This window comes from Buttiauxella sp. WJP83, assembly GCF_027594725.1.
Taxonomy (GTDB): domain Bacteria; phylum Pseudomonadota; class Gammaproteobacteria; order Enterobacterales; family Enterobacteriaceae; genus Buttiauxella; species Buttiauxella selenatireducens.
Window position 1 is genome coordinate 1,423,146 of the sequence record NZ_CP110080.1, and the last position, 17,291, is coordinate 1,440,436.

Genomic DNA, 17,291 nt, shown 5'->3' on the forward strand with positions numbered 1-17,291 from the left:
TTTCCTTAGTCTGGATAACCTTGAGGATGGCGAGACTGCCAGCGCCAGGTATCATCTGCCATTTCTTGCAGAGTCCGGCTGACACGCCAGTTAAGTTCTTGGTCGGCTTTGGTGGCATCAGCCCAATAAGCGGGGAGATCACCATCACGACGCGGTGCGAAGTGATAATTCACCGGTTTACCGCAAGCGGTGCTGAAGGCGTTGATCACGTCCAGCACGCTGCTGCCGATACCGGCGCCGAGGTTGTAAATATGCACGCCCGGTTTGCCTTGCAGCGTTTGCATTGCTGCAACGTGGCCATCGGCGAGATCCATTACGTGAATATAATCGCGCACACCGGTACCGTCTTCGGTTGGGTAATCGTTTCCAAAGACGGCCAGTGAATCACGACGCCCAACGGCAACCTGTGCGATGTAAGGCATCAGGTTGTTTGGAATGCCTTGAGGATCTTCCCCCATATCTCCTGATGGATGCGCACCCACCGGGTTGAAGTAACGCAGCAGGGCCACGCTCCAGTTCGGCTGGGCTTTTTGCAGGTCAGCCAGAATCTGTTCAACCATTAACTTACTGCGGCCATAAGGGCTTGCAGGTGTGCCCGTTGGGAAGCTTTCAACGTAAGGGATTTGTGGTTGATCGCCATAAACCGTGGCGGAAGAGCTGAAGATGAAGTTAGTGACATTGGCTGCGCGCATGGCAGAAATCAGACGCAATGTGCCGGTTACGTTGTTGTCGTAGTATTCCAGCGGTTTGCTAACCGATTCGCCAACGGCTTTCAACCCGGCAAAATGAATAACGGCATCAATCTGGTGATCGTGGAAAACGTCAGCCAGCAGCGCTTCATCGCGAATATCGCCATCGATGAACAGAGGATGTTTACCACCCAGACGTTCAATCACTGGCAGAACGCTACGCTTGCTGTTGCACAAATTATCCAGAATGACGACATCGTGGCCATTTTGTAGCAGTTGCACGCAGGTATGACTGCCAATGTAACCGCTACCACCTGTTACCAATACTCTCATTTTTCGCTCCATTACGCGTATGGTATGTAATAAACATAGCATAACAGAGATGTCAAAAGTGTGACATGCGCTAAATTAGTGGAATCGCTTACACTGATTGTTTCTCGGGCTTTTCTTAGGTGAGCTGGATTATAAAACACCCCGCTATGTAGCGGGGGTGCGGCTTATCTTAAAGTGCCAAATCCTCAAATTCGTAACGATAGATATCGCCATCAGCCACAAAACTTAATCGCTTCGTAATGCATTCCGGTGCATCTTCAGCATGATGAGAGACAAACAGTAACTGGGTTTCTCCTTCACCAATCAAAATATCAATGAAGCGGCGTACTAGCTGGCGATTCAGCGGATCCAGACCTTGCAGCGGTTCATCCAGAATCAGCAGGGTTGGGTGTTTAACCAATGCACGTGCAATAAGCGCGAGACGTTGTTGGCCCCATGAAAGGCTGTGGAACGGCGCATCGGCGATGGTGTTGTCCATACCGAGCATGTTTAGCCATTGGCGAGCCAGTTTTTGCTGGCGGTCAGATACGGCCTGATAAATCCCAATCGAGTCAAAATAGCCGGAAAGAACCACGTTTCGTACCGTGGTGCTAACGCGGTAATCCAGATGCAAATTGCTGCTTACGTAACCGATATGCTTTTTGATATCCCAAATGGTTTCGCCGCTGCCACGACGACGGCCAAATAGAGTCAGATCGTTGCTATAACCTTGCGGATGATCGCCAGTAACCAGACTGAGTAATGTCGATTTACCCGCGCCGTTTGGACCCACTATTTGCCAGTGTTCGCCGGAATTTACCGTCCAGGAGAGCTTATGCAGAATAGGGCGGTCGTTATATTCCACGACACCATCGCGCAGAATGATACGCGGCTGGTTTTCTGGAAGTGTATAGCGCGCACTTGGGTCGTCGGCTTCAGGTAGCGCCACGCCCGCCAGTTTTTCGCTGTGGGCCAGTTGTGCAATCAGCGCCTGCTCGAGCAATGTTTGTTTCTCGCCAACTTCAATCAGCGCGCAATCGGCCAGCACGCCAGCATGTTGTACAAAGTCCGGAATTTCATCGAAACGGTTAAGCACCACTATCACGGTGTAACCCTGCGTGCTCAGTTCACCCAATAACCTGGCGAGTTGCTCACGAGATTTCACATCCAACCCATCAAACGGTTCATCAAGAATGAGCAAATCAGGCTGTGGCATCAAAGCCTGGCAGAGCAGGGCTTTACGAGTTTCACCCGTTGAAAGGTATTTAAAACGACGAGTTAATAAGGGGGTGATACCAAAAAGCTCAGCTAATTGCTGACAGCGGGCTGCATCTTTGACTTCTTCTTGAATGATTTCCGCTGTCGTGCGGCCAGTATCGTCTTCGTCAGGGCTCAATAAATCGGTGTTATTACGCTGCCATTCATCGCTGACTAACTTTTGCAGTTGCTCAAAGGAAAGGTGGGCAACGCGTGTAAACGTGCATTGGCGTTCGCCTTTTTGCTGAGGTAGAGATCCTGCGAGAGCGCGGGCAAGCGCGGATTTTCCGCTGCCGTTCGCACCCACAAACGCCCAGCTTTCACCGGCGTTAATGGTTAAATCATTGAGGTTTAGAGTTCGGATGTCGCTTAGGTGAAATATACCTTGCGAGATGTGCAACACAGACATGTTTTATCCCATGTTTTGCAGTGATAAGTTCCAGATTTACGGATTGCACATATCGTTGTCAATTCACCGGGCGGATTTAGCACAGAGTGGCGATAATCACGCGATCGGCATTAAAAAATGCTATGGCTTCAGCACCTTCTACCAGTTTCTCGATTTCTACCACGTGATTAGGAACCGTTGCACACAGCGTTTGTCCGTCGGGCAGTTGCACCAGAACTTCACTTTGTTCGGCATCTTGTTGAATATGGGTGATAGTGCCGGTGAGCTGGTTGTCTGCGCCGCTGGCGCGTTGGGCGTCAGTGGTGATTTCTACCCATGGCGCTTTAATTAACACCAGCACTTCTTTGCCTTCGCTTAGCCCCAGACGTTCGGCACTTTGGCGTGTAACCGCTGCACGCAGACGTGTGGTGCCATCAGCCAGTAGAATATCAACGTGCTGTTGTACTTGTTCGCTATCGCGATGCAGAACGGTGCCGAAAAGCTGGTTACGGGCGCTGGTTTGCAGTGAAAAACGGGAAATAGCGGCAAGCAGGCTATCAAGTGGCAGTGCATCATCACGCAGCACATCGAAAGCTTTTTGTTGGATTTGCGCGAGCAATTCATACAGCTGAATCAGGCGTTCGCCATAGCGCGTAATCACCGCACCGCCGCCGCCTTTGCCGCCCGTCGCCCGCTCAACCAGGGTCTCGTCGCTTAACTGATTCATCTCATTGATGGCATCCCAGGCACTTTTGTAGCTAATACCTGCGAGTTTTGCGCCCTGGCTAATTGAGCCGGTATGTTGTATTTGTTTAAGTAGCGCGATACGACGTGGATCGGCGAACAGCCGCTGCTGGAGTTTCAGCGTCAGTAAAATTTCAGCTTGCATAACCTCTCCGCAATAGTAAAAACGTCATTTTCCCCTATTGCGAGGGGTTGGGCAAATCGCACAAAAGGAGAGTGCGTTTTTCTGTCAGGTCGTTAGAATACTCGTTCTCACTTTTGTTGGAGGCATCCATGTTAGAGTTATTGAAAAGCTTGGTGTTTGCCGTGGTCATGGTGCCAATCGTAATGGCGGTGATCCTCGGTCTTATCTATGGATTGGGTGAAGTCTTTAACGTCTTCTCAAAAGTCGGTCATAACGACCAACCGAATCAACACCATTGATTTCCTGACGCCCGCTTATGCGGGCGTTGCTTTTTTTATTTTCCCCGATTCAAAAATTCAGCAGCGGCAAAACCGCAGGTATCTGTGATAGCAGGTACAACACCAGCCCGATGGAACCCCCAACCAGCGTGCCGTTAATGCGGATAAACTGTAAATCTTTACCAATATTCAGTTCAATTTGCCGCGACATATCCTGTGCATCCCAACTTTTGACCGTATCGCTAATGTGGTGAGTGAGGAATGTGGCGAACTCGGGTGCCATTTTTTGCACGGCTTGCTCCAGATGCTCATTCAGTGAAGCGCGCAGCGCGCTGTCAGCAACCAACGTTTCCCCCAACCAAAGTCCTGCTTCTGCAATACGCTGTTTCAAGCGTGAGTCATCAGAGTTAACGTCTGCTTTCAGCCATTGCCGTAAATCCCCCCACAGTTCACCCAGATAGCGATTGAATGCCTCATCTTCTTTTAAATAATTTTTAATGCTGTCAGCTTTTTCAGCCATTTGCGGTGAGTGTTTAAGATTCTCGATGAGCTTTAACGTCGCCCGATCAAACGCCTGCCGGATCTGATGCCCCTGGTCGTGGCTGACGTCATCTAAAAATGAATTTACCGCACTGGAAACCCATTCCGCACTGTGTTCCCCCAGCCACTCTGTTGGCAGCATTTTGGCTTTGCGCGGATGCTCTGTTTCCAGCCAACGCACAATCTGGCGGGCAATAAAAGCACGCGTGTTTTCACGTTTAATTAGCGTGATCATTTGGGCGATAACTGAATCGAGCAGTTCCTGATGGCGGTTATTTTTCGTCAAACTTTCCAGCAGTAGGGCGCTTGAATGCGTCAAATCGACTTTATCAATGGCCTTATGCACGGCCTGGCGGATCAAGCGCTGGATCCGAGCATCGTCGGTCATATCCAAAAAAGCGCTCATCACCTGCAGTAGATGCTGACCAACCCGCTGAGCATTGTCGGGTTTGCTGAACCATTGGCCAATCATGTGTGCCGGCTCGTGGCGACGAATCAGGGCAATCAGGGATTGAGTATCGAGAAACTTCTCTTGCACAAAGATGCCAAGATTTTCGCCGATTCTGTCTTTATTACGCGGAATAATCGCCGTATGGCGAGAAATAAAGGGGATAGGGACTCGATGGAAGAGTGCCGCAACCGCGAACCAGTCAGCAAGAGCCCCCACCATTGCGGCTTCAGCAATCGCTTTTAAGCCGCTAACCCAGAAGTTGGGTGGCAAAAAGAGGGTGGTCACAAACGTTACAGCAGCAATCAACAGTAAGGAAAGCGCAAGGCGCTTGGTTCGTTTTAGTTCAGCTATTTTCTCCATCAGATAAGCATAGAACGGTGAAGGCTGAATCGGTAGGACAAATTTGACTGGTGATTAACCCCGCTCATCAACATGTCTGGTTCTGCTAACTAAATTTTCCGCCACTTCAGATTGTTATAAGAATCTTCCTGCAAGCGGCTTGATTGGGGCGTCTATTTAACGATACTGTATGTATATACAGTTAATTGTCATTTGGAGCATCACTATGGGGGCATTTCCGTCACCGGCTCAGGATTATGCGGAGCAGAGCATCGATCTGCATCAGTTGCTGGTTAAGCATCCTGGCGCCACATATTTCGTACGCGCATCTGACGACTCGATGATTGAAGGCTGCATCGGCAATGGTGATTTACTGGTTGTCGACAGCGCCAGAACGGCGGCGCATGGCGAGATTGTGATTGTGCCGGTTAATGGTGAATTTATCGTCAGGCAATTACAACTCAGACCCATCATTCAATTAATGCCGCTTAATCGTGCTTACAAAGCTATCACTTTGATACCCGATGAGGCGCTTGAGGTATTTGGTGTGGTCACTTACATCGTGAAATCGACGAGCCCGTTATGTTCGCCCTGGTAGATGTGAATTCATTTTACGCCAGTTGCGAAACCATTTTCAGGCCAGACCTGAAAGGCAAGCCGGTGGTCGTTTTAAGTAACAATGATGGTTGCGTGGTGGCCCTTAATGCCGAGGCGAAGAAATGTGGTGTCAAAATGGGCGGCCCTTACTTCAAGCAGAAAGATCTCTTTCGCCATTATGGTGTTGTTGCGTTCAGTAGCAATTATGAGCTGTATGCCGATATGTCGCATCGGGTGATGACAACGCTGGAAGAAATATGCCCACGGGTTGAGAGGTACTCAATTGACGAAGCATTCTGTGATTTTTCTGGTGTGAGTCACTGTCGCAATCTGAAGGATTTAAGCCGGGAAATTCGCGCGACCCTTTTGCTGAGAACGCATTTAACGGTGGGTATCGGGGTAGCACAAACCAAAACGTTAGCGAAGCTCGCTAATCACGCCGCTAAAAAATGGCCGCAACAAACAGGCGGTGTGGTTGACCTTTCGAACATCGAAAAACAACGCAAGCTGATGGCTTATTTCCCGGTGAGTGAAGTGTGGGGTATTGGTCGGCGTATCAGTAAAACGCTTGATGCGATGGGGATCAAAACCACGCTGCAACTTGCAGATACTGATACGCGTTTTATACGTAAGCACTTCAGCGTTGTGCTCGAAAGGACAGTTCGTGAACTGCGTGGTGAATCCTGTCTGGGATTTGAAGAGTTTGTGCCGACGAAACAGGAAATTATCTGTTCTCGCTCATTTGGGGAACGTCTTACAGAGTATGAGCACATGCGGCAGGCTGTATGCAGCTACGCGGTGCGTGCCGCAGAAAAGCTTAGAGCTGAGCATCAGTATTGCCGCCATATTTCCGTATTCGTCAAAACATCACCTTTCTGTGTGAATGAGCCTTACTATGGCAACCAGGCAATGGTGAAACTCCTGGCACCTACGCAGGACTCCCGAGACATTATCAGTGCTGCAATGCGTTGCCTGTGTGCTATCTGGAGAGATGGGCACCACTATCAAAAAGCCGGAGTGATGCTCGGCGACTTTTTTAGCCAGGGTGTGGCTCAACTCAATCTCTTTGATGAGAACCCGCCACGACTGAATAGCGAGGCGCTAATGCAGGCAATGGACGGCATTAATAAGAAAAGGGGAAAAGGGACGCTTTACTTTGCAGGACAGGGCATCCAACAACCGTGGCAGATGAAAAGGGAAATGCTGTCACCACGATACACCACCCGTTTTTCAGATTTGTTGATGCTGGGGTCGCTGGCGAATATGCCTGGAGAATTTCATCATTCGAAAAATTAGCGATATAAAAAAAGCAGCCATAACAGGCTGCTTTCTAAAGTATTTTGGTCGGCACGGAGAGATTTGAACTCTCGACCCTCGCCACCCCATGACGATGCGCTACCAGGCTGCGCTACGTGCCGAAACGATTGATAAGTAACGATTTTTATCAATATTGCGCGAGTCGTAAACATCATAGCAACTGTGAACGGGGTAAGGCAACATAACAGGGTTCAAATGGCTACTTTTCGTACTCTACCTTCTGGTAAGGTTCAGTGTCAGATCCGCAAGGCAGGACAAAAACCAATTTCCTCTACACATCCCACATTAGAAGATGCTGAACAGTGGGCGCGGGAACAAGAGCAGGAACAATCACCAGCTAACACTATTCAACTATTAGCACCCTTATATTTATCTGAGGTAATGATTAAGGCAGGAAAGAAAAGAGGCGGTTATGATTCTGTAGAGAACCGCTTAACAGTGGTAGCCCGTAACCTACGTACAACGGCTTTAGAAGCGATTACTAAAGAAGATGTAGTAGCTTATAGGTCGCACCGTTTAAACGCTGTAACGGGTTCTACAGTGAGGCTAGAGATACAATTACTTTCACGTTTCCTACGTTGGGCGAAAGAAGAACATAACGTAGCCTGTGAAGATGTAACGCAAGGTGTGAAGTTACCAGAAGCAGGGAAAGCAAGGGATGTAATTGTAGAACCGGATGAACTACGTAGGATCTTAAAATGGGCTAGTGAAAAGAGTAAGCCGATTATTGAACTTGCCTATGAAACGGCAATGAGAAGAAACGAGATCTTAGCTATAACGCCATATATGATAGATCTTGATAAACGTATTATTCGTTTAATGGGTGACTTAACGAAAAATGGTGAAGCACGAAAAGTACCTCTTACCCTTCGGGCAATGGAGATCCTTAAAGAACAATGCAAAGGTAAGCAAGTGCATCAACGGATCTTTGACATTTCCCCTTATGGGATCACACAAGCCTTTAGACGTGCTGCACGGATAGCAGAGGTAGAAAATGTATGTTTCCACTCACTACGACATACAGCCATTACTAACGCTGCTGAGAAAGGTTTATCTACTGTTCAGTTAATGGCGGTATCAGGTCACAAAACTTTATCTATGCTTTCCAGATATGCACACGTAAAAGCAGAATCTATAGCCCATTTATTAGACTAACCAGAAATACCCCTCAAACATCAAATTTAAGCCCCCTAGAAGCGATTCTACGGGGTTTTCTATATTGGTTAACCCACTTGTAGCTATAATCGCTTAGAAGGGCGTGTAGGGGCTTACAGGTGGCTTAAAATCGATATGTAAAATAATTCAAATATTTTTCAAGTTTGAATTAATCCACATTATAGTATTAGGGGTTTTAAAAAGAATACGCGGAAACAAGAAAACCCTCAATTAAGAGGGTATTCTAAGAAACTATTATTAACTGTTCTGGAAAGAACCAGTTTTAACAGCGTTGATCTCACTCTTAGTATGAGTGATCACCGCATCTAGCACTTCCCGCGCTTCTGTGATTTCCTCACCAGTAAGACCAGAAGAAGCAAGGCTAGAAACCTGAGAACGATAACCAGCAAGTTTAGAATACAAGGCTACTAACTGTTCAGCCTTGCTTAAAGTCATAGTAGGCATTTAAGCACCTCTTAAATAAAAAACAGTAAAGGGAACCAGCACCACCGGACAAACCACCCCTGATTAGTCGGATTGGTGGCACTGGTAAATTATATGGTGAAGCGACTTTAGGCCGCTACTCTTGATTGTTCACCGTTCAACCCTCCGCACTCCTAAGAAACCGCGTATTAACTACCGCGTTTTCTACTACTTATAATGCGCTCTGTGTTGGCGGTACTCCCTAGCGCCTGAACATAGTCACATAGTATCATGATCTTTGCAACTAGTTATTTTATGGTACTTAGAAATAATCTGATCACCTTCTCCGCGCTGCGTCATTAACCAGCCTATGCCGCGTTCTCTCGCTATCTGCTTCATTTCCTTGTAACCACTAGCCAAAGCGCCTTTAACGTTGCTGTAGGCCATTAGAGGAAGGATTACGGGGCATCCTTTGTGTAAGTCGTATTCGTCGATTAAAAATACTAAAACAGCCTGGACAACCCCGCGATCATCTACCGCTAAATATTCCCACCTATCGAAAGATTCAAACACTTTGTTAAAGTGGTTTACCATATCATCAACATTCTTGTAACAATCAAACATTGGTGATCTGTTCTGTTTTACTGACTCTACAAAATGGTAAGGGGTGCAAGCTGTTTGATCACCCGCTTTTAATTGCTGTATGAAATTCAATTTACACCCCTTATATTAGTTAGCTGTTACGGTACGCATTACGGACTTTAGCAAAATAAGCATGATCGTTATTATTACCTCGCCACTGCATAACAGTTTTATCTAAACTACCATTATTATCTTTAATCATTTTCTGTAGCATCTTGCGTACTACTGCTGCATACAGTTTACGATCTTCTTTACCACCTAATACACCTGAACCACCATAACCAAATACAGGATCATTATGTGCTGCATGTTTCATCATTTGCCCTTGCTCTGAGAAGCGTTTAATATAATCACGCTCCTTAGCATTGAACAAACCGGAATTACGCTTGTAAAAATCATCAAGTGTAGAAACTGTTAATTGTGCTGCACCATATGCTGTACTAACTCCAGATTCAGCAGCCTTAGTACGAATAAAGCGATTATCTAACCCGCCTGTTTCCGCGTGTGCTAAAGCCTTATAGAGTTTTGTAACTTTAGGATCAAAATTATCAGTTGTGTTAGCTTCACGTTTAGCTACTTGCGCATGTTGTACAGGTTCTGGTGTAGAATCATCTGTAACAGGTGCAATAGTATTAACGGAAGGTGAAACAGAAGGGCTATTAACACTGCTATAATTAGTTGCTGTTGATTGTGTGATTGAATCAATAGCCCTTGTAATAGCATCTGTAGTAGCATTTAAACCACCCTGATTAGCTAATACATCTGAAACTAATTTAGCATTAGCTGGATCAGATAGGAATTGAATGTATTTATTACCCCTACCTAAAGTACCAGTAAGACGATCTAACAATCCTTCACCAACTACTTTAGCTGCACTGTTACCAGCTAATGCACCTAAGCCAGCACCTACACCGCCTAATGTAGAACCCAATGCACCACCTACACCAGCACCTACAGTACGACCCACACCAGACGCTAACACGTTAGTAATACGGCCTGTAGAACGTGCTTTAGCCCTTGTGAGCTGTACAGCGTCTAACAGTGCATCATTTACGGCCTGTTCATCAGCAGCAAAACGAGTAGCTACGCTAACTTGTGGATCAAGTCGGTTAAGGGTGTTTGCAAACTTAGTAGGAGAGAAGTTAGCACCAGTTGTAGCAGCACCTAACGCTGTTTCACGGGTAGCACTGCCTAAACTAGATCCAAACTCTGTAGCAAGTGTTGCAGCATTATCAAGAGAACCAGAAGCAATAGCAGAATCCATAGCATCACCAATCTGATTAGCGTGAAACTCTGCATTCTGACCCCTTACTAAAACATTAGTAGCGGTCTGTGGGTTTTCCTTATCTGCCATTTTACCTAATACAGATTTCTTACCTGAACCAAAATCACCTACTGATTCTTTAAAATAAGTATCTGCATCACGATAAATAGAACCAGCAGCAGGATCAATACTCTGAATAGTTGCATCTGCTTCACCACGTAGATTATCTAATACACCTTTCAATGTGCTAGAACTTGTATAATCTCCGTTACGGTAGGCTTTATTTGCTTTCTCACTTAATGCACGTTTCCACGCATCAAGAGTATCAATAGAATCAAACTTAGTTTTTTGTAACTGCGTTAAGGTTCTACGTGTTTCAGCATTAAGATTAATCTTTCCTGCCTGTGCATCTGCTTCTAAATGTTGTGCTGCTAGATCCTTAGTATTTCTAAAGTGCATTTCTGTTACGTTGCGACTATCTAGAATATCCTGAGCATTAGATTTAGATTCATTGTAGAGTTTATTACTCTGCTGTTTAAACTGGCCTGTAATATTCTGTGCTGAGTCCTGCAATGGTACAGCACCTGCATTAGCATCTGTTACAGCCTGTGTAATTCCTTCCCCTGATTGCTGTTGTGCTAAACGCTGATTATATTCAGATTTATCACCGCGTAACATATCACGAGATTCAGCAGCAATATATTTATCACCTGCCTGATTATTCATAACCTGAGAAGGTAACAGAATACTATTTCCCTGTGCATCTGTGGTAGCTGTTCTGTAAGCCTGTTGTGCTTCCTGATTACCACCCTGTAATACACGTTCTACAGCTTCTGGTTTAACTACATTAGCTGTTTTCTCTGCTACTGAATAACCGCCGAAATTCTCCGGTAACATATTACGTACACCGCGAACAGCAGCACCGCCTACTTTCTCAATTACAGCAGGGGCTACAGTATTAAGTGCAATATTACCAGCAGAAAGATCACCCTGATTATGTTCAGCAAATTCACCAGAAATAGCACTAGGCAAATTATTAATAACACTGGTAGTAAATTTAGCTACACGACCTGCATTAGCAGCGGCTTTAACTGGTGCAACTACTTCACCGCCTACTACATAGGAAGGTAAAGAGGCTACAACACGTTCACCTGTAGTTTGTGGTGTTAGGTATTCTTTAGAAAATTCTGAATCACCATAACCAGCACTAGGCAACCTGTAATCAATATTACCTCCTGCCTGTTCAGCAGCCCAATCAGCAGCAGATAAACCAGCATTAACCACACCTACACCAACGTTAGCTACATCAGATACAGCACCAGCGGCAATACGCCCAGACGCTTTAAGAGTATCTGTAACACCCTGCATAAAACCACCTGTAGAAGCGCCTGTATCGCTCTGTACGGCGTTCTGCGGCTGTTCTGGTGTAGTTGGGTTAGTAGCCCCTTGCGGGGCTTGTGGGGCTTCTGGTGAAGTCTGAGAGGGTAGGGCTTTAATCATCCCTGCAATACGTGTAGCACCTGCTGTATCACCTGCGTTATGTGCATTGCGTAAAGCAGTTAATAGAGTTTGACGATCAGCCATTGCTAACCCTCCTTATTTTGTATATGTAGCTAACAATTCTTCATCACTCATTTGATCAGTAGATTTATTAGCTGTAGTTTTTACACCCTTACCTTTAAGCAATGAGGCTTTAAAGTTATCAGTGTATTCCTGAATTTCTTTTAGTGATTGTTTATAATCTTCTACAGAAGAATAACGCACTTGAGGTACACCAGCGGTAAAGCGTTTTAATTCAGCCTCTGTATTAATACCAGAAGCACCAGCGGCTTTAGCTGCTGCAATAGCACTATTACCCAATTGAGTAGAAAGGCGTTTAGAGGCTGCTAAATTAGCTTGTGCATCCTTACCGTGAAATTCTGCGTAACTATCCTGTGCTACTGAACTCTTACTAATAGTGTGACCTGTGAAGTTTTCAATCTCACTATCTGGCAATTCAGATAAACGTTTTAGATCAGAATCTACTAACTGTGTATTAGCATCACCTTTAGATTCACCTGCACTTTCACGATCACGCCAATAAGCCTGTTCTTTTTCACCTAGAGGTTTAAAGTTATGCTTATTATCATAAGTACCATAAACACCATTTACTTTAGCTGGTGTGTCGCTGTGTGATTCATCTTCATCTAAACCAATGCCACCACCTGATCCAGTTACACCCATTTCAGCTTTTTGTTCTGGAGTCATATTTTTTGGTAATACTTTAATAGTTTCACCAGCATCATTAACAAAGTGAATTTCATCACCTGTATCTACTTGTGTTAGTTTCTTCTGATCCTGATAACCTTCAATACGCTTAGATTCACCTGTAAGGGTATTGTGCATAAAGCCGTTACCGTCACTTGTCCATGTACCCTGATTAGCAATTAGATCTTTTGTATCACCAGTTTCAGCCCACTTAGCCATATCTAAAGAGTTATAGCGGCCTGTGCTTTCCAGTTGGCTTAACATACCTTCACGTTTTAAACGTGCGTCATGTTGTGCTACAGCATTAGAAGCACCCATAGCACCAGCGGCAATAGCTTGATTCTGATCACCCATATTAGCAAGGTAGTTAGTCATGTATGCCATTGCAGCATTTCTACCCATACTTACACGATCATCAGGCGTTTTATCCATCATATAACCATCTTTAAACACATATTTACCATCAGTGTTTTGAGCACCCATAGTATCAATTTGTGCTTGCCTTGCCTGTTGTTTATAGTCCTGTGCTGTACGCTGATCATTAGAATAATCATTAGCTACAGGAACATTATTAGCAGGAGGGGTAGGGGCTAGTGATTCCCCCTGTGTGTTAAACTGCTGCTGATTGTAATCAGGCTGTACGCCTAACTGAGCACCAGCACCATAATTAAAATAGTCGTAAACTGACATATTATTTATCCTCCTTGATCCATGATGTATCATGCAAGCTAATTTTATGACTTGCTGAATGTTTACCGTGATGTTTTTCAAACACTGGATCAAATCGTTCTGCACCCCATTGAGCGGCAATTTGTTTAGCCTGATTAATATCAATCTGACCATTAGCAATACCTAAACGCAAAGGCTCTAGCATTTCGTGCATTTCATCCCCAATCTCGTTAAAGGCTGGATCATGTTCAATATTCTTAGAGAATAGTTTAGCCTTTTCCTCTGTATGCTCTGAATTAACATCATATTGATTCATAGGTACAGGGGCTAAATACTGCTGCATATTAGCGGCGTGTGCTTGCTGTGCATCTTGCTGTGTTTGTTCTACAGGCTGATAAGGGTTATAACCTTCACCAGTTGTAGCCGTCTGTGCTTCACCTTTTAACATTGAATGGTGAGCTTGTAGCGCATTAATAATTTCATCTGCACTAGGCGCTGTACTAGGTGCAATAGGGTTATTGTGTGATACTTGAATCATTTTAATATGCCTTACCGAATGATTGCGCGTTAATTCCACCTGCATTGTTATTAATAATTTCAGAAGTAGAATTAGGCGCTAATGGGTTATTAGTTGCAGATTGACCAGCATTTGTATTTCGTAGTGTCAATTCTGGCTGTGTTAATCGCATTGGTTCAGGTGCATTCTGTTGTGATTGTTGGCTATTAGAATTAAGAAGATTATTAGCTCTGTTGCCATTCCTTACCCAATCCTGCCAGCCCATAGAAGCAGTAGAACCACCTGTATTAGCTACAGTAGCTTCACCCCCTAAGTGTGTTGCCATATAGCCACCACTAGAGAGAGAAGCACCAGATCCAGAAGCACCAGCTACAATAGAGTAAGAAGGAGTAGCCGTAACTGCTGCACCTGTACCACTCATCATAGAAGCAGCAGAAGGTATAGCGGGCACTGTTTGCCCGATCACTGTACCAGCAGCGATAGAGGAACCACCTGTAGCACCTGCTGTACCAGCAGCAGCACCAGTAGCGCTACCTGCTGCACCAGCAGCCCCACCAGCAGCAGAAGCACCATAAGCACCCCATGCAGCCCAACCACCAAAGATAGTAGCTACAGCAGCGCCTACGGATTGCATAGGGTGAGAACCAACCCACCCCCTAATACCTACACTGTGCGCTACATCCTGACCAGCTTTAGAGGCTGAATGAAACAGATCATTAAACCCGCCTTTAAAATCTCCGTGTGCTGCTTTCTTGATTGATCGGAAAGGTTGAGTTACAGACTGTTCCCCTAAATGGAGAACAGATTTAAAGAAGTTAGACATATTTAATTAACTCCTTTATTAGTAGCTACTGCCAAAAGCATTACCAGCCATACCGCCAAACATGCTCATCATACCAGTACCTGTATCACTCATTCCGTAATGTTGACCCAACATCGCACCACCCATACCCATTAAACCACCTAACAAGTTACCACCCTGACCCGGTGTTTTATTTTCACCTGTACCAGTGAACGTACCAGATCCAGAAGTAGACAAATTAGCCATAGGTAAGAATGATTGATTGTAATAACTCAAACGCTGCAATGCTGGAGATTGTCTAATAAGTTCATTTTGACGATTAACATCATATTGCTGTTGCTGCATCTGGCGCTGATATTGTCCGGCTTGGAATTGGTTTTGTAGGTTCTGTGTTTGTGCTTGGTTATATTGTGAATAATAACCCATACCTGCACCGTACATCTGTAGACCCTGACTAGACATATTAGAACCAATCTGAGCAATATTATTAGCTGCGCTGGATTGCTGATTCATGTAGCTGTTAAGGCGGTTATATGCTTGCTGTTCTTCTGCAACACGATATTGCACCGAACCACTAGCAATAGCTTTCTGTGCTTGTCCTGCCATTACACCTTGTGCTACACCTGCACGACTGTTACCCATGCCACCAGCCATATTAGCTTGCTGGTTAAGGTGCTGTACTTGATCTTGATATTGATCGTTAACATCACCTTTAAGCTGTTCAATCTCCTGATTAACTAAATCAGAATTATATTCTGACTTCATCATATTTTGATAATCTGCCTGTGACATATTACCAATCTGATTTAGTTTACCTAGAGCACTACTTAAAGCATTTGAACCCTGATTATATTGACCCTGACCCTGTGATAACATCTGTAGGTAAGCATCTTTATAACCCTGTGTATCTACACCCTGACCTAATCCCGCTAATGCCTGATCAATATTGTTATTAGCACCTGCTAACTGATATTGAGGCATATTGAAGTTATTAGCTTCATTCAGTGCGTTATTCTGTAAAGTTTGATACTGTTTATTTTGTTCTAGCCATGATTGCTGTGATTCGGTTTTTGTACTATTTTCTTTAGTTTTAGTAGTACCGCCGCCACCATGACCAGTTAAACTCTTTACAACCTTTCCCATAAAATTAAAATCCTTTTTAATTAGTCGATAAGATAATCAAAGGCTTTTACGTTGTGATCGCGGCTACTACCCATTTTAGATAGTGCTGCTTTAGCTTTCGCTGCATCTTGTTCACTTACCTTTTGATTACGTGTTGACTGATTAGCACTGCTAGTAGAACGGGCATTACGTGCCTGAGAAGTTTTATTATTAATCTCTGCTGCTACACGTTTTTTATTTGCATCATACAAATACGCTTTAAGCATCATTTGCATAATTGGCTTATCATAAACTTTTTCTAGAATGTTACCGTTTACTCCCTCTGATTGTGCATAGCTCAATACATCGGTTTTATACTTGTTCCATTCTGGATAGAGGTTAGATAGCTCTTGATCCGCTGCACGAATACGATAGCCATTTACTAGCTGTTCCTGCTGGCTACGGGTATTCATGATCTGATTCACTTCATTAGTTAGCTGTTGGTGTGCTACCTGCTGTTGCTGTAACTGGCGTGAATAGTTTGCATAATCAGAATCAGTAATATTAGGATTGTTCAAACGCTGAGTAAGTACATTAATATTATTTTCTAATACTGTTGCTTGCATCAGATAACGCTGATTGATCATCTTATTATCTTCATCAAAGCGTTTAGCCTGTTCAGAGAAATAAGCGGAATCATGTTCTACTTTAGTTTTAGATTTATACAGTTCTTTAATTTGTGCTTTAGTTAATTGCAAGCCTTCAAAATCAATAAAAGCATTATCATCAGCAGCGCGGAAGTAATCAGTAAGATTAGCACCGTTACGCGGTTCATTAATTGCTAAATCTGAAACATCATCATTAGGATCGATCTCCTGTTCTTCCTCATCGCGTACCGCGTCTGGGAAAAGATCGCTCATATCATCAATTTCATCACGATATGCTTTAGCATTATTACTTACTGATTTTTTATCGTGTGCTGGATTGCCGTTATTATCATTCAAACCTACAATATCTGTAAGGCTATCAAAATCAAAAGAACTAGTATCAAAATACATTTCATTAGACATAATTTAAAATTCCTTATATTGAAAATATAATAGTTGCTTCATGCAACTTAAATGTTAAGCTGTGGTGCGGATTCATGGCGGGCATTTTCAATCGTTTTAATTAGCTCGCCTACATTGTTATATTTATGAAAGATCTTTTCCCTGTCACTAGATTTAGGAGTAAGGAAAATAGATTCGTGCAATTCCTTTTGAAGATACTTTAAAAGGGTAATTGCCTTATCACCGTTAGCTATACATTCAGCTTTAAATTCTGCCTCTGTGCTAATAGTCATTGTGTTTAGAGTTTGCATTGATTATTATCCTATGGGATAAGAGGTAACTAGAATGCTTATTTATCTAGCCCCTCTATAGTGTCTGTAACGCTC

17 protein-coding genes and 1 tRNA gene are annotated in these 17,291 nt (G+C 44.2%); 4 read left to right on the forward strand and 14 right to left on the reverse strand.

Annotated elements, in window-relative coordinates:
- Positions 1-5 precede the first annotated feature (5 nt).
- From galE to modE, 3 genes are all read right to left on the reverse strand, one after another.
- Positions 6-1,022 carry a UDP-glucose 4-epimerase GalE gene (gene galE / locus OH773_RS06645; protein WP_270144137.1) on the reverse strand — a complete coding sequence of 339 codons (1,017 nt, stop codon included), beginning with the start codon at positions 1,020-1,022 and terminating at the stop codon, positions 6-8.
- A gap of 169 nt (positions 1,023-1,191) precedes the next feature.
- On the reverse strand, positions 1,192-2,667 hold the full coding sequence (gene modF / locus OH773_RS06650; protein WP_270144139.1) for a molybdate ABC transporter ATP-binding protein ModF: 1,476 nt from the start codon (positions 2,665-2,667) through the stop codon (positions 1,192-1,194).
- Between the two features lie 76 nt (positions 2,668-2,743).
- Complete coding sequence (modE, locus tag OH773_RS06655) at positions 2,744-3,535, reverse strand: molybdenum-dependent transcriptional regulator (RefSeq protein WP_270144141.1); 792 nt, start codon at positions 3,533-3,535, stop codon at positions 2,744-2,746.
- 128 nt (positions 3,536-3,663) lie between these two features.
- On the opposite strand from modE, the gene OH773_RS06660 reads away from it, so the two are divergent.
- The gene (locus OH773_RS06660) at positions 3,664-3,813 is read left to right on the forward strand and encodes an AcrZ family multidrug efflux pump-associated protein (RefSeq protein WP_270144143.1); all 150 of its coding nucleotides are present in this window, start codon (positions 3,664-3,666) and stop codon (positions 3,811-3,813) included.
- A 49-nt stretch (positions 3,814-3,862) separates the two neighbouring features.
- On the opposite strand, the gene OH773_RS06665 is transcribed toward OH773_RS06660, so the two are convergent.
- Entirely contained in the window at positions 3,863-5,143 is a 1,281-nt protein-coding gene (locus tag OH773_RS06665; RefSeq protein ID WP_270144145.1) for a DUF445 domain-containing protein, read from the reverse strand.
- Between the two features lie 169 nt (positions 5,144-5,312).
- On the opposite strand from OH773_RS06665, the gene umuD reads away from it, so the two are divergent.
- On the forward strand, positions 5,313-5,720 hold the full coding sequence (gene umuD, locus OH773_RS06670) for a translesion error-prone DNA polymerase V autoproteolytic subunit (protein WP_270144147.1): 408 nt from the start codon (positions 5,313-5,315) through the stop codon (positions 5,718-5,720).
- Positions 5,705-7,015, forward strand: a complete 1,311-nt coding sequence (locus tag OH773_RS06675) for a Y-family DNA polymerase (RefSeq protein ID WP_270144149.1) — start codon at positions 5,705-5,707, stop codon at positions 7,013-7,015. The genes umuD and OH773_RS06675 overlap by 16 nt, the downstream gene beginning before the upstream one ends.
- Positions 7,016-7,060: 45 nt before the next feature.
- Here the strand turns inward: OH773_RS06675 and OH773_RS06680 are convergent.
- Positions 7,061-7,137, reverse strand: a tRNA-Pro gene (locus tag OH773_RS06680).
- A gap of 94 nt (positions 7,138-7,231) precedes the next feature.
- Here OH773_RS06680 and OH773_RS06685 point away from each other — a divergent pair.
- Positions 7,232-8,191 (forward strand): tyrosine-type recombinase/integrase, encoded by a 960-nt coding sequence (locus OH773_RS06685; protein ID WP_270144151.1) that lies wholly within the window; start codon positions 7,232-7,234, stop codon positions 8,189-8,191.
- Positions 8,192-8,449: 258 nt separating this feature from the next.
- Here the strand turns inward: OH773_RS06685 and OH773_RS06690 are convergent, their stop codons facing one another.
- From OH773_RS06690 to OH773_RS06730, 9 genes are all read right to left on the reverse strand, one after another.
- Positions 8,450-8,656, reverse strand: a complete 207-nt coding sequence (locus OH773_RS06690) for a hypothetical protein (RefSeq protein ID WP_270144153.1) — start codon at positions 8,654-8,656, stop codon at positions 8,450-8,452.
- A gap of 237 nt (positions 8,657-8,893) precedes the next feature.
- Complete coding sequence (locus OH773_RS06695) at positions 8,894-9,328, reverse strand: hypothetical protein (RefSeq protein ID WP_270144155.1); 435 nt, start codon at positions 9,326-9,328, stop codon at positions 8,894-8,896.
- Positions 9,329-9,347: 19 nt separating this feature from the next.
- Positions 9,348-12,104: a hypothetical protein gene (locus tag OH773_RS06700; protein WP_270144157.1), complete on the reverse strand. Its 2,757-nt coding sequence runs from the start codon at positions 12,102-12,104 to the stop codon at positions 9,348-9,350.
- Positions 12,105-12,116: 12 nt separating this feature from the next.
- Complete coding sequence (locus OH773_RS06705; RefSeq protein ID WP_270144159.1) at positions 12,117-13,457, reverse strand: hypothetical protein; 1,341 nt, start codon at positions 13,455-13,457, stop codon at positions 12,117-12,119.
- Position 13,458: 1 nt separating this feature from the next.
- The gene (locus OH773_RS06710; RefSeq protein ID WP_270144161.1) at positions 13,459-13,974 is read right to left on the reverse strand and encodes a hypothetical protein; all 516 of its coding nucleotides are present in this window, start codon (positions 13,972-13,974) and stop codon (positions 13,459-13,461) included.
- Between the two features lies 1 nt (position 13,975).
- The gene (locus OH773_RS06715) at positions 13,976-14,776 is read right to left on the reverse strand and encodes a hypothetical protein (RefSeq protein ID WP_270144163.1); all 801 of its coding nucleotides are present in this window, start codon (positions 14,774-14,776) and stop codon (positions 13,976-13,978) included.
- An 18-nt stretch (positions 14,777-14,794) separates the two neighbouring features.
- The gene (locus OH773_RS06720) at positions 14,795-15,898 is read right to left on the reverse strand and encodes a hypothetical protein (protein WP_270144165.1); all 1,104 of its coding nucleotides are present in this window, start codon (positions 15,896-15,898) and stop codon (positions 14,795-14,797) included.
- A gap of 20 nt (positions 15,899-15,918) precedes the next feature.
- On the reverse strand, positions 15,919-16,926 hold the full coding sequence (locus tag OH773_RS06725) for a hypothetical protein (protein WP_270144167.1): 1,008 nt from the start codon (positions 16,924-16,926) through the stop codon (positions 15,919-15,921).
- Between the two features lie 47 nt (positions 16,927-16,973).
- The gene (locus tag OH773_RS06730) at positions 16,974-17,216 is read right to left on the reverse strand and encodes a hypothetical protein (RefSeq protein ID WP_270144169.1); all 243 of its coding nucleotides are present in this window, start codon (positions 17,214-17,216) and stop codon (positions 16,974-16,976) included.
- Positions 17,217-17,291 lie beyond the last annotated feature (75 nt).